The organism is Maritalea myrionectae DSM 19524 (assembly GCF_000423365.1).
GTDB lineage: Bacteria > Pseudomonadota > Alphaproteobacteria > Rhizobiales > Devosiaceae > Maritalea > Maritalea myrionectae.
This window is the reverse complement of record NZ_AUHV01000003.1, coordinates 674,280-693,092: the sequence shown is the minus strand read 5'-3', so window position 1 is coordinate 693,092 and position 18,813 is coordinate 674,280. Positions and strand designations below refer to the sequence as shown.

Below are 18,813 nucleotides of genomic sequence, written 5' to 3'. Positions count from 1 at the left end.
GTTAGAGCGTGATATGGAACAAACTGCCCCCACAAATTCAACCCTTGGCGTCGCCATTATTGGTGCCGGCGAACGTGGCATTTATTTCATTGGTTCGCGCATGGCGGAAATGGCGGCCGAGACGGGTTTGCGCATTGTGGGGCTGCATGATCGTTTGCCTGACCGCATGCAGTTTGGCTGTCAGCACATCAATCAGATTTATCAAAAAAATGACATCGATTGCGAAGCCACCAGCTTTGGCGATATGGCGGACCTGATCAACCATCCAGAGGTGGACCTGGTGTTGGTCACGACGCACACCAATGCGCATCGTGAGCCGACAATTATGGCGCTGGATGCGGGCAAAAAGGTTTATTTGGATAAGCCGATCTCGGTCACTTTGGAAGATGCGGAAGCCATTCATGCGGCGGAGAAACGGGTGAATTCGCCAGTGATGATGGGCTTCACCCGGCGGTACGAGGCGAGCTGGCGTGAGGCTGTTCGGCATTTGGAGCAAGGCGCCATTGGTGACTTGCAGATGGTTTTGCTGCGATCGGTCATTCCTTACACCCGCTATTTGCAGCTATGGCATCGCGATCAATCGCTTTCGGGCGGCGCCATCAATGATAAATGTTCCCACCATTTTGATGTGCTGAACTGGTTGGCCAAAAGCGATGTGCAAAGCCTGACAGCGATTGGTGGGCGGAGCTCTATTTTTAAGCCCGACCCCACCGCTCCCCAAAGATGCAGCGAATGTGATCGTGTGTGCGCTTATCGCCGACATGACACATTGATTGATCGGGAAGAGGGGAGTGCTGAGGTGCCCAACCCGAGCTGGGTTGAGGCGGAAAATGTGCGCGACCGCAATGACAATTGCGTCTATCTGCCCGGCGCTGACATTGATGATCATGCGATTGTGGCGCTGGCTTATGAGAATGGGGTCAAAGCCAATCTGTTTTTCACCTTGTTCGGGCCTTGGGCCAAGGATCAGGAAACCCTGGAGCTGGTTGGTTCGACCGGGCGTTTGCGGCTTGAGCGGTCCAGCGGGACCATCGATCTGGTGACAGATCACGGTAAAAAGCATCGCGTTTATAAGGTCAGCAATCCAGACAAAGGATCAAGCCACTATGGGGCTGATCGTCAATTGGTGAAATCGTTGCGGGCATTTGCCGATGGGGAAGCCCCCACGGTTGGCGTGCGCGAAGGCATCGCTTCACTAAAAATGGTTTTGGCGACGCAGAATTCCATCGCAAATCAAGGGGCTTTTGTGTCTGGCGAGGAAATGGAGGCGAACTATGCTTAATGCTCCATTGCCTGCAGATTTGATGCCCTTGGCAACCCGTTTAGGGGTGGTGCCGCTATATGGCGATATCCACAATCACTGCAATATTTCCTATGGTCACGGGCGGTTGCAAGATGCGCTGACCCGCGCCAAACAGCAGTTGGATTTTGTTTCGATCACCGGCCATGCCCATTGGCCCGATATGCCCGTGGACGAGCCGAGCGTGGCCCACATTGTGGACTTTCATGTCAAAGGTTTTGCGAAGCTGAAAGAAAACTGGATTCCGCATTACCAAGACTTGCAGGCCATTGATGAAGAAGGTGTCTTTTCCGTTTTCCCCGGCTATGAAATTCACTCCGGTGCTCATGGCGATTATACGATTGTTTATGAAACGTTGGAGCCGCAAGATTTTCATGTGGCTGACGATCCTGCTGCTTTGCTTCAGATATTGAAAGCGAAAGCAAAAGGCGACCACTTGGCTTTCCCGCATCACATTGGTTATCGCCCGGGTGCCCGCGGCATTAATTGGCAAACATTTGAGCCTGAATTGTCGCCGTTTGTTGAGATGTTCTCTATGCATGGCTGTGCTGAAAACTCGCAAACGGACCGACCCTATTTGCATTCGATGGGGCCAACAAATGGCGGCTCCACAATGCAGCAGGGCCTTGGCGAAAACAAAGTTTTTGGCATTGTCGGCAATTCGGATCATCACAGCGCCTATCCCGGCTCCTACGGACATGGCCGGTGTTGTGTCTATGCAGCCCACGCGGGCCGAAACCAGATTTGGCAGGGGTTCAAATCCCGCCACACCAATGCGTTGACTGGTGATCGCATTCATTTGCTGGGGGCCATTGAGGGGCATATCAACGGCGACATTGTTGTGCCACATGCTGAAGCAGACCTTATGGTTGAGGCTGTTGCTGGCGGCGCGATCGATTATATCGATGTGGTGCGCAATGGTGTGTTGTTTGAGCGGATTTCTCCGGCCCTGACGCCGCAACCCATCCAGCTACCGCAAGAGCAGTTTGAGACGATTTTGGTGATTGAAATGGGCTGGGGCGCGCGGCGCAGCGCCCATCGTTGGGACGGCAATGTCACCATCGAAAATGGCGACCTGCTGAGCGTTGAACCGCGGTTGCGCGGCCGAGAAATTGTGTCCCCGCTTGAAGGCGATGAGGCGTCATCTGATGAGCCTGAGTTGAGCGTCGATGGTGGGGAACTGACTTTTAGCATCACCGCTGAGGCGAACCCGAACAATATGACGCCAGCAACACAGGCTATTGCCCTGCGCGTGCGCGGCGACGAGGGCACAGTGTTGCGGGCAACGCTTGGTGGAAAACAGGTCACGTTAGATTTTGGCACATTGTTGAACGGCGCGGTTTCAGGGAATTTGGGGCCGATTGATAGCCCCGCATACCGCATCCACCAAATTGTGCGGCCAGAGCAATGGCAATGGCACGGCCGCGTGAAAGTTGGGCCGTTCGCAACAGGCGAAAATATCTATCTGCGTTTGCGGCAAACCAACGGGCAAATGGCGTGGACATCACCCATTTTCTGCCGTGATGAAAAATCGGGCTAGCACCCATTGCAATTAATCTAAATGCGGGCAATGGGTTAGCGATCTCGAGATCCGCAGATGAATAAAAAATCGCGATTTGAAACATTCCGGTGTCGGCAACACCTATTGGAGGAGAAAAAATGCGAATTTCTACAATCTTAGCGTCAAGCGTGGCCGCAGTTGCCCTTTTTGCGAGTTCGGCGATCGCTGCGGATCTTAAAATTGTGCACGGCTCAGTTGGTCGTGACCAAGAAATGCTGCGCAAACATTTGGACATGTTTGAAGCGCAGACTGACCATACGGTGGACATTGTTTCCATGCCTGAATCCACAACGGATCAGTTTGGACAATATAAGCTGTGGTTGGCTGCCCAAAGCAGCGATATCGATGTTTATCGTTTGGACGTGATCTGGGCTGCGCAGGTGGCTAATCACTTTGTGGATCTGTCACCGCATGTGCAGGACATTATCGGCGACTATGTGCCAGCGGCGGTTGAATCTCAAACGGTGGGCGATAAGCTCGTGGCTCTGCCAATGTTCCTTGGCGCGCCCGCACTTTATTACCGCAAGGATTTGCTTGAAAAGTACGATCAATCCGTGCCCACCACTTGGCAAGAACTCACCGACACTGCCCAGCTTATTCAAGATGAAGAGCGGGCAGCGGGCAATGAAGATATTTGGGGTTTTGTTTTCCAAGGCGCGGCCTATGAGGGGCTGACCTGTAACGCCCAAGAATGGGTAGCCAGCTTTGGCGGTGGCCGCATTGTTGAGCCAGATGGCACGATAACCATCAATAACGAGAATGCAGCCAAGGCATTGGATTTAGCAGCCTCTTGGGTTGGCAACATCGCGCCTGAAGGCGTGCTCTCCTATAAAGAGGAAGAGGCGCGTGGCGTTTGGCAAACCGGCAATGCGGTCTTTATGCGCAACTGGAACTATGCCTATGCATTGGCGGCGAGTGAAGACAGCGCGGTGAAAGACAAATTTGATGTGGCGATTTTGCCCGGCACTGAAGGGCACACTTCTGCAGCCACATTGGGCGGGTCACATCTTGGCGTTGCCAAATATTCAGAAAACCAAGAGGCCGCGATTGAGCTGGTGCGGTTCCTCAACTCTTACGAGGTGCAAAAAGACCGTGCGATCATCACCTCACGTCCGCCAACCTTGAATGCAGTTTATGAGGATGAAGAAGTGGGCGAGAAGCAACCCTTTATCCCCTTGTGGAAGCCTGTGGTGGACAATGCGTTGCCACGGCCATCTGTTGCAACTGCACGGAACTATAATGAGGTTTCAAAAGAGTTTTGGAGCGCGGCACATGCCACCTTGTCTGGCGATGGCAGCGCAGCTGAAAATCTGCAAAAGCTTGAAGCAAAACTGAAGCGGCTTAAAGGCGCGCGTTGGTAGGCTTATAAAATCCCCCACTGGGCGCGGTTCGCCGCGCCCTTTTTTCCATTTCCGCTGCTGGTAATTTCGATATGGCGCAACGCTCAAAACTGCACAAACAACGGGTAAAGTCAGCTTGGCTTTTTATGAGCCCCATGCTGCTCGTGTTGGCGGCTGTCGCGGCTTATCCCTTGTTCCGTACCTTTTATTTCGGCTTCACCGATGCCTCGCTCGATATGCTGGATTCAGTCAATTGGGTTGGGTTTCGCAACTATTTAGAATGGGTCGACTATGGCGACGGCGAGGGCGAGTTTTTCGGCCTTTTGGTCGATGAAGTATGGTGGCAGTCGGTTTGGAACACGCTTTATTTCTCATTCGTCTCTGTCAGCTTTGAAACCTTTTTTGGCTTGATCGTGGCGCTGGTTTTGAATGCAAATTTTGCAGGACGGGGCATTGTGCGCGCAGCGGTGCTTATTCCCTGGGCGATCCCCACCACGGTTTCGGCGAAAATGTGGGCGTGGATGATGCATGACCAATTCGGCATTTTGAATGACCTATTGATGAAGCTACACGTGATCTCCGAACCGATCGCTTGGACGGCATCCTCCGACACGGCCATGCTGGCGGTGCTCATGGTGGATATTTGGAAAACGACGCCCTTTATGGCGCTTTTGATTTTGGCCGGTTTGCAGATGGTGCCACGCGATATATATGAAGCCGCCAAAATTGACGGCGTTCATCCAGTCAAGGTGTTTTTCAAGGTGACATTGCCCATCATCCGGCCTGCGATTGTTGTTGCCATTATCTTTCGGGCGCTGGATGCGATGCGGGTTTTCGATTTGATCTATGTGCTGACGCCAGCCAATGACGATACGCGCACCATGTCCGTATTCGCACGCGAATATCTGTTTGATTTTGACAAATTTGCCTATGGCTCTGCCGCGTCCACCTTGCTGTTCTTGATCATTGGCGGGGTCACGATCACCATTTTTGCCATGGGCAAAACTAATGTTGGGCGGGAGAATTAGAATGCCAATTTGGATCAAACGAACCAGCTTTTATGCCCTGGTGGCGGTTATCTTCGTCCTGTCGGTTTTCCCGTTCTATTATGCGGTCGTCACATCATTCAAATCTGGCCAAGCCATTTTTAATGTCGATTACTGGCCGACCAGTTTTTCCTTGGACAATTACTTCACCGTGTTGACCCAAGGCGTGTTTGGCCAGCAGATTTTGAATTCCATTATGGTCGCTACGGGCGTGGTGCTGATCTCGCTGGCGCTTGCGGTGGGCGCGTCTTATGCCCTCAGTCGCATTGCGTTTCGTGGCAAAACGCTCATGTTGTTCACCATCTTATCAGTGTCCATGTTCCCGCAAATTGCGGTGCTGGCTGGCCTGTTTGAATTGATCCGATCTATGGGGATTTACAACTCATTGTGGTCACTTGTGTTTTCGTACATGATTTTCACCTTGCCCTTCACTGTGTGGGTTTTGACCACTTTTATGAAGGCGCTGCCGGTGGAAATCGAAGAGGCAGCCATTGTTGATGGCGCCTCGCCGATAGAGATCATCGTCAAAGTGTTTTTGCCCCTCATGTGGCCCGCCTTGGTCACCACTGGCTTGTTGGCGTTCATCCACGCCTGGAACGAATTTTTGTTCGCCTTCACCTTTATGGCGACCGATGCGAAACGCACCGTGCCTGTGGCGATTGCCATGATTTCGGGTGGATCTGAGTTTGAGGTGCCCTGGGGCAATATCATGGCCGCATCTGTTGTGGTGACGGTGCCGTTGATCGCCCTTGTTTTGATATTCCAACGCAAAATTGTTGCGGGCCTAACCGCTGGTGCGGTGAAAGGATAATTATGGCTGAGTTGCAGTTAGAAAACATCTCGAAAAACTTTGGTTCGATCAAGGTCATTCACGATGTGAGCCTTGCCGTACAGCAGGGCGAGTTCGTTGTTTTTGTGGGGCCTTCCGGCAGTGGCAAATCCACCATGCTGCGCCTGATTGCCGGGCTGGAAGATATCAGCAGTGGCACGCTGAAGATTGACGGGCAGGTCGCCAACGATTTGACCCCGGTCCAACGCGGTATTGCCATGGTGTTTCAGTCTTACGCGCTTTATCCGCATATGAATGTTTATGACAATATGGCCTTCGGTTTGCGGCGGCATAATATGAGCAAGACAGAGGCAGATGCGCATATTCGTGACACCGCCCGCAGCTTGGATATTGAGCAATATCTGGATCGATTGCCACGCCAGCTTTCTGGTGGTCAGCGCCAACGGGTTGCGATTGGGCGCGCCATTGTGCGCCAACCCAAGCTGTTTTTGTTTGACGAGCCCTTGTCAAACCTCGACGCGGCACTGCGGGTGAACACAAGGCTGGAGATTGCCAAACTGCATGAGCGGATGCCCGACACAACCATGATTTATGTGACCCACGATCAGATTGAGGCGATGACCTTGGCCGATCGTATTGTGGTGATGAACCATGGCAATATCGAACAGGTCGGCACACCCATGGAACTTTACCACAATCCGGTCAATCAGTTTGTGGCGGAGTTTATCGGCTCGCCAAAGATGAACATTATTCAAGATGAAAATGCTGTCGAAAAGACGGGTATTCGGCCCGAGCATATTGAGCTGGTGGCAGATGGTCAGGGGCAGTGGCGTGGCAAGGTTGAAGCCATTGAAGAACTGGGGGCAGAAACGCTTGTCTTTGTGCGCCTGCCAACAGAGGAGTTGGTTTTGGTGCGTGTTGGTGATGATCAGTCAGTGACACGGAATGATATGGTTGGGCTTGCGCCGATTGAAGATAAAATACTCCGGTTTAATCGCGACGGCGGGCGCTGTTAAGTGGCCGCTGTCCACGACTTTTTTGCTTGGTTTGGGGTGCGGAAATGCTCCGGCACCGAATGTTCTAGATCAGTTTTTTGGGCGTCGCCAACAGATCGGTCAGATGGACGACAAAGCGTGCGGCCTCTGCGCCATTGATCACCCGGTGATCATAGCTCAAGTCCAGTGGCGTCATGGGCACTGGCTGCCAATTCTTACCATCCCACTGCGGCACCACTTCGGTGCGCGAAATGCCGAGGATCGCCAATTGCGGCGGATTGACGATGGGGGTGAAGCCGATGCCGCCAATGCCCCCCAGGCTCGACACAGCCATTGACGCGCCGGCGAGTTCTTCAGGTCGGATTTTTCGCGCCTGTGCCCGCCCGGCAATATCGGCAATGTCATTGGCAATTTGAACGATGCCTTTTTGATCAACGTCCCGCACCACGGGCACCAAAAGACCATGCGGTGTGTCCACCGCCACGCCAATATGCACATATTGTTTCAGCACCAAGGTTTTGCCATCTGCTGATAGCGAGGCGTTGAATTTGGGGAAAGCTTTTAGCGTTGCGGCGAGTGCTTTGAGGTGAAAGGCAAGGGCCGTGAGCTTTACGCCTTTTTGCGCCATTTCGGCTTTTATTGATTGGCGAAAGGCTTCCACCGCGCGCATATCTGCACGATCATGATGGGTCACCTGCGGGATCATCGCATTTGCCGCCGCCAAGTTTTGGGCCGACACTTGCGCAAAGCGCGACATCGGTTCTTCGCGCACCGGGCCAAATTGGCCATGATCCACGTCCCAGAATTGGGTATGGTCTGAGGTAGGACCAGCAGGCGATGATTTTGGGGTGTCGCCTGCCAGAAATTGATCTACATCCTCGCGGCCAATCAGCTCACGACCAAGCTTTTCGGCCAATCGTTCAAGATCGACGCCGTTTCGCCCGGCATAGGCACGCACTGATGGGCTCGCGACAAAACTCATATCACCATTCCGCTGAAATATATTGAGTTTCGGTAAACTCTAGAATGCCCTCGTGGCCACCTTCGCGACCTAGCCCCGATTGTTTTACACCACCAAATGGCGCTGCAGGGTCGGAAACAAGTCCGCGATTGAGGCCCACCATGCCATATTCGAGGCGCTCACACACTTGCATGGCCCGCTTCATGTTCTCGGAAAACACATAGGCCACCAAACCATATTCAGTGTCATTGGCGCGGCGAATAACGTCGTCCTGATCCGTGAAGGATTGAATAGCTGCCACAGGGCCGAAAATCTCGTCATGCACACATTCTGCATCCTCGGAGACATTGGTCATGATGGTCGGCGGATAGAAGAAGCCTTTGCCATTTGGCAAACTGCCGCCGAGTTCAATTTTTGCACCCTTGGCGACGGCGTCCTCTACAAAGGCGGCAACTTTATCGCGCGTATCTGCATTGACCAGCGGGCCAACATCGATCCCTTCTTCCACGCCATTGCCCACCTTCAGCGCGCCCATGGCGTCAACGAGTTTTTTGACAAATTCCTGTTCCACATCCTTATGCACATAGATGCGGTTGGCAGCCGTGCAGGCTTCGCCCAAATTGCGCATTTTGGCCAGCATGGCCCCTTGAACGGCCTTGTCGATATCCGCGTCCTCAAACACGATAAAGGGCGCATTGCCTCCAAGTTCCATGGCGGGTTTTAAGACCTGATCCGCTGCACTTTTCAAAAGCTTGCGACCAACCCCGGTAGACCCGGTAAACGAAATCACGCGTACGCGTGGATCGTGCAGCATGTGATCCACCACCTCGCGCGTTTTTTGCGTGGGCAGCACGTTCACCAGCCCTTTGGGCACGCCAGCTTCTTCCAGCAGGGGCATCAATGCAAGCATTGTCAGGGGTGTTTCTGACGCGGGCTTGATGATCACCGGACAACCAGCGGCAAGGGCTGGGGCAATTTTGCGGGTGCCCATGGCTGCGGGATAATTCCATGGCGTGATCAGCACCGCGATGCCAGCGGGCTTGTGCTGCACCACAATGCGCGCGCCAGAGGCGGGGGCCTGGGTGATCAGGCCATCCAAGCGCACCGCTTCTTCCGAAAACCAGCGGAAAAACTCAGCCGCATAGGTGGCTTCGCCCATGGCGTCGTTTTTGGCTTTGCCATTTTCCAGCGTGATCATGCGTGCAAAATCATCGAGCCGCGCGGTCATCAATTCCCACGCCTTGCGCAAAACTTCAGCCCGCTCACGTGGTGATTTCTGGTTCCAAACCTCAAAGGCAGCCTGGGCCGCATCTAGCGCGGCATCTGCATCTGCAATCTCGGCTGAGGCCACGCTGGCCAACACTTCTTCAGTTGCAGGATTGATAACATCGAACCGTTCATTGCTAGCGCCTTCGGCCCAGCGCCCGTTTATATATAGATTTGTGTGATCCATAATCCGCTCCTTAAAGCAAATGTCGCAAAGGTTCGTTCAATCGTGCCGTAAATGATGTGATGAAATCAATGGCCTGCTCATCACTCAATTGATCTGCCTGGAAATCCAGTGCGATGAGATAAGCATTCTTCGGTTTTGAGATCGATAGCACCGGACAAGTTGGCGCGTTCAACTGCAAAGCTTGAATGGACGTGCCCGTTAGATCGCGCACCACAAATGAGGGCGCAATTTCAACCGATGCAGGCTCGATTTCAGACAGTTTTTGCCGATCAGCATTGATATATCCTGCATAGCCTTGTGACGTGTTGGACAGAATGTTGACATTATCCTCGTTCAAGCCCAACGCTTCCCGATAGGCACTGGAGGCAAAGCCCAGCCAAATGGCGCGGTCTGCGATTTCATCCTGCTGATTGTCGTTCAACCATTCCTTAAATGCACGCACCATTTTGCCTGGCACCCGCGCTGAAATGTGGAAGGTTTGTCCCGCCATCTGTGGCTGAACACCAGCCGCCCGATCCGCCCGCAACATGTCCAAATCTTTGACATGATAGGGTTGCGGCACACCTTTTGCCGCCAGTTGCGACAGATCCAGACCTTCATCAAAGGCCGCTTTTTTAGCCTTTGGTGACGCCAAAATTTGCCCTTGGTTAGCGCTGCTGGGCGCTGCTTTCTCCGGCACAGTTGCTGTTGCCGATTTTGGCGGTTCATCTGGGCTGGCCGCTGCGGGCTCTGGCTTTGGATCAGCTTTTGGCGTTGGTGTTTCGGTTGGCGCTGGCGCGGCTGCCGCTTGTTCTTTCGGCGCGCCCTCAACCACTTCGTCGGCCGACTCGGATATATAGGCAATGACATCGCCAACTGGCACATCTTCACCCGCTTTGGCACGAACATTGGTCAAAAACCCAGCGGCTTCCGCTTCAACTTCCATGGTGGCTTTGTCGGTTTCAACCTCCATCAAGGCATCGCCGACATCAACTTTGTCGCCCTCATTTTTGAGCCAAGACACGATCAAGCCCGTGTCTTGAGCCATGCCAAGCGCGGGCATAATAATCTCATGCGCCATGGAATAATTCCCCCTTCACGGATTTCAATGCCTGCTCGAAAACACGCTCAGGCGTTGGCACGGTAATGTCCTCCAATGCGGGCGAAAATGGCACGGGCACATCCATCGCCCCCATGCGCTGCACAGGCGCGTCCAGATAATAGAATGCCTTTTCGTTTAACCGACTGGCGATTTCGCCCGTGATGCCATAGCTTTGGTGGCCCTCATCGACCACTATGGCCCGCGAGGTTTTCTTCACCGAGTTAATCAAGCTGTCTTCATCCAGCGGCACAAGCGTGCGTGGGTCGATCACTTCGGCTTCGATGCCTTGTTCAGCCAGCATGTCAGCCGCCTTTTCACACACCTGCACCATAGATGAGGTGCCGATCAGCGTGATGTCGCGTCCCTCGCGCAAGATGTTCGCCTCACCAAAGGGGATCAGGTATTCTTCCTCGGGCACAGGCGCCTTGTCATTATACATCAGTTTGTCTTCGAAAATGACAACGGGATTCTCATCTCGAATGGCGGTTTTCATCAAGCCTTTGGCTTCATAAGCGCTTGAGGGCATGGCCACTTTCAAGCCCGGAATATGCGCCACCAGTGCATGCAAAGACTGTGAGTGTTGGGCCGCCGAGCGCCGCGTGGCTCCCAGATTGGTGCGCAGCACCAAAGGCACGCTGAGCTTGCCGCCAGACATATAGTGGGTTTTGGCCGCTTGGTTGCACAATTGGTCCATCACCAGAAAGATAAAGTCGCCAAACATCAAGTCGACGATGGGGCGAGAGCCGGTCATCGCCGCGCCAACGGCAAGACCCATAAAGCCGGGTTCTGAAATGGGCGTATCGACAATCCGCTCGGTGCCGAATTCCTCTACGAGGCCGGAAAGCACCTTAAATGGTGTGCCCGCTTCCGCAACGTCTTCGCCCATCAAAAAGATGGTCGAGTCGCGGCGCATTTCTTCAGCAATGGCTTCATTGACCGCTTTCGAGAGTGTTATTTCCCTCATTGTGACGCTCCTTCGCCCTGATTTTGCTTGTACACATGCAGTGTCACTTCAGACACATCGGGGTAGTCCGCCGCCTCCGCATAGGTGACGGCGTCTTTCGCGTCTTGCTGCACGTCCTTTTCAATCTGGTTGAGTTCGGCTTCCGTCAACACCTTTTCCTTCAGCAGCCATTTGGCGAAATTGCTGATGGGGTCCCGTTCCGTTTTCCAAAGCTCTTCTTCAGATTTCGGGCGATAATATTCGCGGTTGATGTCGCCCACATGGTGCCCATGATAGCGATAGGTGTTGAGCTGCATAAAGAAGGGGCCTTCGCCTTTGCGGGCGCGTGCCACCAGGTCCTGGCTGAGTTTATTCACGGCCAAAACATCCTGACCGTCAACGATGTGCGACTCAATGCCAAAGGCTTTTGCCCGCGCGGTGAGTTCACCCGCGGCCATTTCTTCCACCTTGGTATATTCGCCATAGAGATTGTTTTCGCAGGCATAAATGACCGGCAAATTCCAGAGCGCCGCCATGTTCATGACTTCATAAAGCAGACCTTGGCCCAATGCCCCGTCGCCGAAAAAGCACACGGTCACATCATCCTTGCCCAAATGTTTGGCCGAAAGCGCCGCACCGGTGGCAATGCCGGCGCTGCCGCCCACAATCGCATTGGCCCCCAGATTGCCGTTTTCCTGATCGGCAATGTGCATGGACCCGCCTTTGCCGCGGCAATAGCCTTCTTCTTTGCCCAACAGCTCGCAAAACATTTCTTTAAAGTCCGCCCCCTTGGCCACACAATGGCCGTGGCCACGGTGGGTGGAGGTGATCTTGTCCGTGCTTTTCAGCGCTTCGCAAATGCCAACGGCCACCGCCTCTTGACCCGAATACATATGGGTCAAGCCCGGCATTTTGGCCGCTAGATAAAGCTTGTTGGCATTGTCTTCAAATGCGCGGATACGTACCATTTGTTGGTACATGCGCACATATGCCTCATCATTTGATTTTTTGCTGTTTCTGCTCATGAATTTGCCACCCAATTAATATCGATTGGCGATTGGAAGTTCCGCAGCCGGGAACAAGCTGATCACTTCACAGCCGGTGTCCGTCACCACCACTTCTTCTTCGATCCGAGCGGCGGAATATCCGTCAGCAGCAGGGCAATAGGTTTCGAGCGCGAAGACCATGCCTGTTTTGATTTCCATTGGGTTATCCAAGCTCACAGCGCGGCTGATGATCGGGCGCTCATGCAATGCGAGGCCCAAGCCGTGGCCAAATTGCAAGCCAAAAGCTGACAACTCATCAGGGAAACCAAATTCTTCCGCCTTTGGCCAAAGTTTGGCCACCTGGTCGGTGCCCACACCTGGCTTAATGGCTTGAATGGCCGCATCTAACCAGTCACGGCATTTCACATAAGCGTCGCGCTGAACCGGCGTCGAAGTCCCGATATTGAACGTGCGATAATAGCACGTGCGGTAGCCTTGATAGCTTTGCAAAATATCGAAAAAGGCCTGATCACCTGGCCGGAACAAACGGTCGGTAAAGTTGTGTGGATGCGGGTTGCAGCGTTCGCCAGAAATCGCATTGATCGCTTCAACATCGTCTGAGCCCATCTCGTAGAGCATCTTGTTGGACAAGGCGACAATGTCGTTTTCACGTACACCCGGCTTCAGCTCTTCATAAATCATATGATAGACGCCATCCACCATGGAGGCGGCTTGGGTCAGCAGCTGAATTTCATCCCAGTTTTTGATTTCACGTGCGCCCAGCATAATTTGCTGGCCATCAACAACGTTCAATCCTGCCTCTTTCAAGGCGTAAAACATGGCTGTTTCGGCATAGTCGACACCCACGGGCATATCGATCATGCCGGCGTCGCGAATTAGACCGGCGATCTCTTCGGCATATTTTTTCATTAGACCGAAGCTAGGGGGAATTGTCCCGCGCATGCCGACCACACCTGCCCGACAATGGTCGGGAACAAGCCAATCTGAGTATTTTTTGTGATGCATGGCGGCAGAGCCGAAATCCCACACATAAGGGGCGTCATCACCAGTCAACAAACAGAAGCGGCACATTTTGTCCCGTTCCCACTCGCCAATTTTGGTGGCGCTGACATAACGAATATTGTTCACATCGAACAACAAGAGGGTGCCGCAATCAGAGGCCTTAAGTGCCTCTCTGGTGCGGGACAGTCGATAGCGGCGCAAGCGATCGTGATCGACGCGTTTTTCAAAGTCCACAGACGTGTGCCCCCAAGCCGGAAGGCGACCTTCCCACTGCCAGCGTGGGTCTAAATCCTGTGGTGTTAATAGATTAGGCGTAAGAGCATTTGTCATTTCAGTGTCCTTTAAACAGGCTCAATAAGCGGACGGCAAAGCACCAGATATCCACTTTGGATGGCGCGTATTGCTGCTAGAATTGGGTGATGTTGAATGCGATCACTGCATGATCATGCCGCCATCGATCATGAGAAGCTGGCCGGTCATATAATCGCTCTCGTCGGAGCAAAGGAAAGCGGCGGTGCCTTTCACGTCGTCGGGCGTGGAAAGCTCCTTCATCAAGATCATGGTTTGGGCCAAATGATCCATCGACTGTCCTTCTTTTTCGAACATGCCGATCTCGACCAAATCCTTGTCCAACTGCTCCCAAAGCTCGGTCTTCACGACGCCGGGGCCATATCCGTTGACGGTGATTTTGTGCTCCCAAAGCGCTTTAGCGCCGCCAATAATCATGGCAAGGGCTGCATATTTGGAGCAGGAATAAGGAATAACATCCAAAAAGGCTGTGCGGGATACGATCGATCCCACATTGATGATCTTATAGGGGTGGTCCTCCATTGGACCTTGCTTGATCATTTGCCGCGCCGCCTCTTGCATGCCCAACAGCATGCCTTTGGCGTTCACATTCATGATCATGTCCCAGTTTTCTTCATCGATGTCCATAAACATGCGTGGCTTGTTGATGCCCGCATTGAGCAAGGCCACATTGATTGAGCCGAAGGCTTCAACGGTCTTTGCCACCGCCGCAGCGTTTTCATCGCGCTTGGTGACGTCGAGTTTTACGGCAACAGCTTCGCCTACGCCGGCGCTGTTGATGCGTTCCGCAACCTCTTGAACCCCATCCATATTGATATCACCGAGGCAAACATTTGCCCCCTGTGCTGCAAAATATTCTGCGTTGGCTGCGCCCATACCTTGGGCGGCGCCGGTAATCAGAATATTTTTTCCTTTCAAACGATTAGGGTCCATTTTATCCTCCTCAAATCCTATGTTTGCATTATCTTTTCGGCGCGTTCCTGCGCCCGTTGGAGTGCACTTTTTACGGTTTGCACACCCCGCAACATGTCGTGTAGCTCCTCGCCACATGCGCGGATGATTTCGCTTATTTGTGGTATCGGTGGCCGGGGCCAAAATTGAAGTTCGTCACGCCAAGACATCCCGTCAACGGCCTCAAATACTGTTGAAGACCGGCGCACCTCCGGGTCTGCGGCCACGGAATATCGCGGATTGGTCAGGCTGCCATTTTGCACATAAAGCTTTTGCGCCTCGGGGGACGTGAACACCATGAGTGCCTCGGCAGCCGCGTGCAGCCTTTCGGGCGCAATGTTTGTGGGGATGGCCAACGCATATCCGCCAACGGGTGCAACATGCCGCGCGCCACGCCCAGATGGGTGCGGTAAATATCCAGTTTTGCCGGAAGCAGGTGATGTCGGATCTTGCTCAAAATAGGGGGCGAGCAGGGTATACCCATATGCCATAGGAATATCGCCAGCCGCATAAGGCCGGACCCGTTCGAACCATGACATGGACAAAATATTGGGCGGCGAATATTGCAAAAGTTGTAGCAAATATTCAGCGGCATATCGCCCAAGATCCGTATCAATACAAATCTTATGGTCGCCCTTTGCTAAGTGGGTGGCGTCAAAGCCACCGGCAATTTGCGGTAAATCCAAAATGGGTTGGCCGAAATCAGCAAGCGTCATCAGGAATGTATGGCCGTGGGCCGTGCCCTTGGCCGCATTCCAGGCAATGCCATATTTGCCATGGGCGGGATCATGAAAATACTTTGCGGCACGCAGCACTTCATCGGTTGTCTCAGGTGGTTCAATGCCCGCCTGTGCGAACATGTCTTTTCGATAAAACAACAATTCCGGTGTCGTTTGCGCGGGCACGCCATAGGCGCGGCCATCCCAATGTGTGGCGGACCAACCGGCGGTGTGAAAATCTGCTGGATCTAAACGCGGCAGATCCATCACAGAATCCAGCGGCAAGAGCACATTTTTGCTCACCAGCTCGCCCACCCACGGCAAGTCGATGGCCACGATGTCATACATGCTGTTTTTGCGTTCAGCATTGCGCAATATCTCTTCGCGCAGCCGATCGATTGAAAAGGCCCGTTGCTGAATGGGTGTGCCGATCACCTGTTCAAACTGGCGCTTGAGAGACTCCATCACCATAAAAGTGGGATCGCCATGCACCAGCACCCGCACGCCACCATTCAACTTCAGTGGTTCGGGCAAAATCTTGATCGGCGGAATGGACTTCGCGGCCATATAGGAGCCGCCGAAATAATATTCATCATTCTCGCGCGCCTGCTCCGCTGGCACAAAGCTTTGTCCGGCGAGCCGTTTCGCCCGTTCGGAAAACTGCATCCAAGATTTGATCAGTTTTTCGCTGGGGTGCATCGAAAATGTTTTGCCCGAGGGCGTGCGCGGGCGCTGATCCACCAAGCCCAGCTCCACCATCTCATTCAAGCGACGGTTTGCGGTCGCATAGGGTACACCGGACGCACCAATAAGTGAGGTGGGGGTCACGGTCTTTCCTAAAAAGTGGTTTTGAATAAGATGTAATGACATTCTGATATATGGATTTGGCGCATATACCTCAAAGGTGTTGTCCAGCTCGTCCATGAAACTATCGAGAAACTCCACAGTCTGAAGAATTTCAACGCGATTAGACGGCGATATAACCTGCTCTGAAGTGCCACTCCTCCCCATTCTAGTTGACCTCGCCTCTATAGCGTGCGCCAATGATGTCTTTGACCGTCGAGAACCATTTTGTTTTCCTTTCGGCATTTACCTCTCCATAAAATGTTCAAAGTGAACTCAATTAAACGACGAATTTATCCACTTTGGATACCTAAATATCCATTTTGGAGATTTTTCAGGCTATTTCGGGACGGGTTATTTGCTTGAATAAGGCAAGCCGTTCGAATTTGGATGGCCGCTTGCAGAATGGCACTGCGCTTCATCGCAAGGACATTTCTGAATTCAAATCAGACGAATTCATTGGGAGGAACAAAATGAATTTTCGAAAAACGCTCGTCACAACAACAGCTTTAGCGAGCTTTGCCATGGTTGGCGCCGCTGCTGCGGCCGATTACACAATCGGCATTACGCAAAACAATGTTGGCGTGGACAGCTATCAAACCACATATGAAAAGGCTTTTATCGCTGCGGCAGAAGCCAATGATAAAGTTGATGCGGTTGTGCTAGACGCTGGCGGCGACGTTGCGCGGCAGATCGCTCAAATGGAAGACCTTATCCAGCAAAATGTAGATGCGATTATCATTTGGCCAACCAATGGCCAAGCGGTAATTCCAGCGGTGCGCAAGGCGCATAATGCTGGCATTCCAGTTATTGTCACCAACTCAAACATTGCCGAAGAAGGCTTTGACTTTGTCCGCTCATTCTCTGGTCCGGATAACGTCACTCAGGGCGCACGCTCCGCTGAAATTATGTGCGACAAGTTTAAAGAAATGGGCATTGAAAACGAAGCCCAAGTTGTGCAGATTTCTGGTCAACCTGGCTACACAACCGCCATCGAGCGGGCCGGCGGCTTTGAAGATCGCCTTCCAGAGGTTTGCCCAAATGTGACGCTGGTGGAAACACAGCCTGGCGACTGGAACCGCGAGAAATCACAACAGGTTATGGAAGCGTTCTTGGTCAAGTATGACGATATTGATGGCGTCTATTCTGGTGACGACAATATGGGTGTAGGTGCCCTAAACGCTGCCAAAGCAGCCGACCGTGCCGGAGACATCATCTTTGTTGGCGCCACAAACTTTGCAGTTGGCTATGAAGCCATGGGTCGCGGGGAATATTGGGGTTCAATCTACCAATCACCCGTTGATGATGCTGAAGCCGCGCTTCAAACAGCGATTGATGTTTTGGACGGTAAAGACATTCCGTTCTTGAACTATTTCGATACGCCAAAAATCACTCAGGACAATATGTCAGAGTTTGATAAGCCCGTATTCTAATCACTCCTGAAATTGGCGCGTATGGCAATCCATGCGTGCCGGTTTCCCGTTATAATACCAAAGAACTCACTGCACGCATCGGTTAGGTCTCGGAGGGGGGAACCATGGCGCAAAGTCATTTGAAAGCTGTCGGCGAGATACTCGCAAAGCACGGCATCTTGGTCGCTTTCATTCTATTTATGATTGCATTTGCACTGCTCAATCCGCGCTTTATCAACTCTGACAATTTGTTGGGTGTGGTGCGCTCTTCTGCCATTCTTGGTGTGATGGCCATTGGCGTCACCTTCGTGGTGGTCAGCGGCAATCTTGACCTGTCCGTTGGCTCAATGATGTCGTTTTCAACAATTGTCGTCCTCGACCTGCATGACAAATTGGGCCCGCTTTTGGGCATTCCAGCTATGTTCGCCATGACCATGGCCCTTGGCGCCTTGATCGGTTTTCTTGTTGGCTATCTCAAGCTCAATTCCTTGATCGTTACCTTGGGGATGTTGTCCGCCATTCATGGCCTCACCTTGACCTATAGCGGCGGCAAAAACATGGATATTGCCGATAAGGATGGCACGTGGTTTGGCTTTTTCGGACAAGGCGAGCTTTTGGGTGTTCCGGTGCCCATTCTCATGTTTGCGCTGTTGGCAGCGGGCCTCACATTAGTGCTGTCCAAAACCCCATTTGGGCGCAAAGTTTATGCTGTGGGTGGCAATGGCGTTGCGGCCACATTTTCCGGCATTCCGCGGGCCCGTATTGTATTTTATTGTTACCTGATCTCCTCGTTCTGCGTTGCCATGGCGGGCCTCATTCAGGCCAGCCGCAGTCTTGGCAGTCAAAACACTGTTGGTCAGGGTCTTGAGCTTCAAGTCCTTGCGGCCGTCATTCTGGGCGGGGCGTCGCTTCTGGGCGGGTCTGGCACCATTTTTAAAACCGTTATTGGCGTGCTCATTTTGGGCTTCATTCAAAACGGCCTTTTGTTGGTCGGGCTTGAATTTTACGTCCAATATATTGTGACTTGGGTCATCATCATCTTGGCAGTCTGGCTCGATATCGCAGCCAAACGTGGCCAACTTTGGTCACCGATAGCCTGA

Annotated in this window: 16 protein-coding genes; 8 read left to right on the top strand and 8 right to left on the bottom strand. The window is 52.8% G+C overall.

What is annotated here, in order from left to right; translation table 11 throughout:
• The first annotated feature begins 13 nt into the window (after window positions 1–13).
• The 6 genes from G549_RS0109465 (at window position 14) to G549_RS0109440 (ending at window position 7,053) form a co-directional block, all read left to right on the top strand.
• Window positions 14–1,282 (top strand): Gfo/Idh/MocA family protein, encoded by a 1,269-nt coding sequence (locus G549_RS0109465; RefSeq protein WP_027834829.1) that lies wholly within the window; start codon window positions 14–16, stop codon window positions 1,280–1,282.
• On the top strand, window positions 1,275–2,840 hold the full coding sequence (locus G549_RS0109460) for a hypothetical protein (protein ID WP_027834828.1): 1,566 nt from the start codon (window positions 1,275–1,277) through the stop codon (window positions 2,838–2,840). Before G549_RS0109465 ends, G549_RS0109460 begins: the two co-directional genes overlap by 8 nt.
• A gap of 119 nt (window positions 2,841–2,959) precedes the next feature.
• Window positions 2,960–4,222 (top strand): ABC transporter substrate-binding protein, encoded by a 1,263-nt coding sequence (locus G549_RS0109455; RefSeq protein WP_027834827.1) that lies wholly within the window; start codon window positions 2,960–2,962, stop codon window positions 4,220–4,222.
• A 125-nt stretch (window positions 4,223–4,347) separates the two neighbouring features.
• Window positions 4,348–5,229, top strand: a complete 882-nt coding sequence (locus G549_RS0109450) for a carbohydrate ABC transporter permease (protein WP_425528539.1) — start codon at window positions 4,348–4,350, stop codon at window positions 5,227–5,229.
• Between the two features lies 1 nt (window position 5,230).
• Entirely contained in the window at window positions 5,231–6,058 is an 828-nt protein-coding gene (locus tag G549_RS0109445; RefSeq protein WP_027834825.1) for a carbohydrate ABC transporter permease, read from the top strand.
• Between the two features lie 2 nt (window positions 6,059–6,060).
• Window positions 6,061–7,053, top strand: a complete 993-nt coding sequence (locus G549_RS0109440; RefSeq protein WP_027834824.1) for an ABC transporter ATP-binding protein — start codon at window positions 6,061–6,063, stop codon at window positions 7,051–7,053.
• A gap of 64 nt (window positions 7,054–7,117) precedes the next feature.
• On the opposite strand, the gene G549_RS19735 is transcribed toward G549_RS0109440, so the two are convergent.
• The 8 genes from G549_RS19735 to G549_RS19725 all read right to left on the bottom strand — a co-directional run bounded on the left by G549_RS19735 (window position 7,118) and on the right by G549_RS19725 (window position 16,328).
• Entirely contained in the window at window positions 7,118–8,014 is an 897-nt protein-coding gene (locus G549_RS19735; protein ID WP_051213589.1) for a 2-oxo acid dehydrogenase subunit E2, read from the bottom strand.
• A gap of 1 nt (window position 8,015) precedes the next feature.
• Window positions 8,016–9,446, bottom strand: coding sequence for an NAD-dependent succinate-semialdehyde dehydrogenase (locus G549_RS0109430; protein WP_027834823.1), 1,431 nt, complete (start codon window positions 9,444–9,446; stop codon window positions 8,016–8,018).
• Between the two features lie 10 nt (window positions 9,447–9,456).
• A complete protein-coding gene (locus G549_RS21330) occupies window positions 9,457–10,506 on the bottom strand; it encodes a biotin/lipoyl-containing protein (RefSeq protein WP_051213588.1) in 1,050 nt (349 codons plus the stop codon).
• Window positions 10,496–11,491 (bottom strand): alpha-ketoacid dehydrogenase subunit beta, encoded by a 996-nt coding sequence (locus G549_RS0109420; RefSeq protein WP_027834822.1) that lies wholly within the window; start codon window positions 11,489–11,491, stop codon window positions 10,496–10,498. The genes G549_RS21330 and G549_RS0109420 overlap by 11 nt, the downstream gene beginning before the upstream one ends.
• The gene (locus G549_RS0109415; RefSeq protein ID WP_027834821.1) at window positions 11,488–12,495 is read right to left on the bottom strand and encodes a thiamine pyrophosphate-dependent dehydrogenase E1 component subunit alpha; all 1,008 of its coding nucleotides are present in this window, start codon (window positions 12,493–12,495) and stop codon (window positions 11,488–11,490) included. Before G549_RS0109415 ends, G549_RS0109420 begins: the two co-directional genes overlap by 4 nt.
• A gap of 15 nt (window positions 12,496–12,510) precedes the next feature.
• On the bottom strand, window positions 12,511–13,809 hold the full coding sequence (locus tag G549_RS0109410; RefSeq protein WP_027834820.1) for a M24 family metallopeptidase: 1,299 nt from the start codon (window positions 13,807–13,809) through the stop codon (window positions 12,511–12,513).
• 102 nt (window positions 13,810–13,911) lie between these two features.
• The gene (locus tag G549_RS0109405) at window positions 13,912–14,721 is read right to left on the bottom strand and encodes an SDR family NAD(P)-dependent oxidoreductase (RefSeq protein ID WP_027834819.1); all 810 of its coding nucleotides are present in this window, start codon (window positions 14,719–14,721) and stop codon (window positions 13,912–13,914) included.
• A gap of 17 nt (window positions 14,722–14,738) precedes the next feature.
• On the bottom strand, window positions 14,739–16,328 hold the full coding sequence (locus tag G549_RS19725; protein ID WP_246778360.1) for an ABC transporter substrate-binding protein: 1,590 nt from the start codon (window positions 16,326–16,328) through the stop codon (window positions 14,739–14,741).
• 446 nt (window positions 16,329–16,774) lie between these two features.
• Here G549_RS19725 and G549_RS0109395 point away from each other — a divergent pair, with 446 nt between their 5' ends.
• Window positions 16,775–17,734, top strand: a complete 960-nt coding sequence (locus tag G549_RS0109395) for a sugar ABC transporter substrate-binding protein (protein ID WP_027834818.1) — start codon at window positions 16,775–16,777, stop codon at window positions 17,732–17,734.
• A gap of 104 nt (window positions 17,735–17,838) precedes the next feature.
• Window positions 17,839–18,813: an ABC transporter permease gene (locus tag G549_RS0109390; protein ID WP_027834817.1), complete on the top strand. Its 975-nt coding sequence runs from the start codon at window positions 17,839–17,841 to the stop codon at window positions 18,811–18,813.

Coding starts and splice junctions, on each gene's coding strand:
- G549_RS0109450 (WP_425528539.1), top strand. CDS start 4,348: ATGAGCCCCATGCTGCTCGTGTTGGCGGCTGTCGCGGCTTATCCCTTG.
- G549_RS19735 (WP_051213589.1), bottom strand. CDS start 8,014: ATGAGTTTTGTCGCGAGCCCATCAGTGCGTGCCTATGCCGGGCGAAAC.
- G549_RS0109390 (WP_027834817.1), top strand. CDS start 17,839: ATGGCGCAAAGTCATTTGAAAGCTGTCGGCGAGATACTCGCAAAGCAC.
- G549_RS0109420 (WP_027834822.1), bottom strand. CDS start 11,491: ATGAGGGAAATAACACTCTCGAAAGCGGTCAATGAAGCCATTGCTGAA.
- G549_RS0109460 (WP_027834828.1), top strand. CDS start 1,275: ATGCTTAATGCTCCATTGCCTGCAGATTTGATGCCCTTGGCAACCCGT.
- G549_RS0109405 (WP_027834819.1), bottom strand. CDS start 14,721: ATGGACCCTAATCGTTTGAAAGGAAAAAATATTCTGATTACCGGCGCC.
- G549_RS0109410 (WP_027834820.1), bottom strand. CDS start 13,809: ATGACAAATGCTCTTACGCCTAATCTATTAACACCACAGGATTTAGAC.
- G549_RS0109430 (WP_027834823.1), bottom strand. CDS start 9,446: ATGGATCACACAAATCTATATATAAACGGGCGCTGGGCCGAAGGCGCT.
- G549_RS19725 (WP_246778360.1), bottom strand. CDS start 16,328: ATGTCATTACATCTTATTCAAAACCACTTTTTAGGAAAGACCGTGACC.
- G549_RS21330 (WP_051213588.1), bottom strand. CDS start 10,506: ATGGCGCATGAGATTATTATGCCCGCGCTTGGCATGGCTCAAGACACG.
- G549_RS0109465 (WP_027834829.1), top strand. CDS start 14: ATGGAACAAACTGCCCCCACAAATTCAACCCTTGGCGTCGCCATTATT.
- G549_RS0109395 (WP_027834818.1), top strand. CDS start 16,775: ATGAATTTTCGAAAAACGCTCGTCACAACAACAGCTTTAGCGAGCTTT.
- G549_RS0109445 (WP_027834825.1), top strand. CDS start 5,231: ATGCCAATTTGGATCAAACGAACCAGCTTTTATGCCCTGGTGGCGGTT.
- G549_RS0109415 (WP_027834821.1), bottom strand. CDS start 12,495: ATGAGCAGAAACAGCAAAAAATCAAATGATGAGGCATATGTGCGCATG.
- G549_RS0109440 (WP_027834824.1), top strand. CDS start 6,061: ATGGCTGAGTTGCAGTTAGAAAACATCTCGAAAAACTTTGGTTCGATC.
- G549_RS0109455 (WP_027834827.1), top strand. CDS start 2,960: ATGCGAATTTCTACAATCTTAGCGTCAAGCGTGGCCGCAGTTGCCCTT.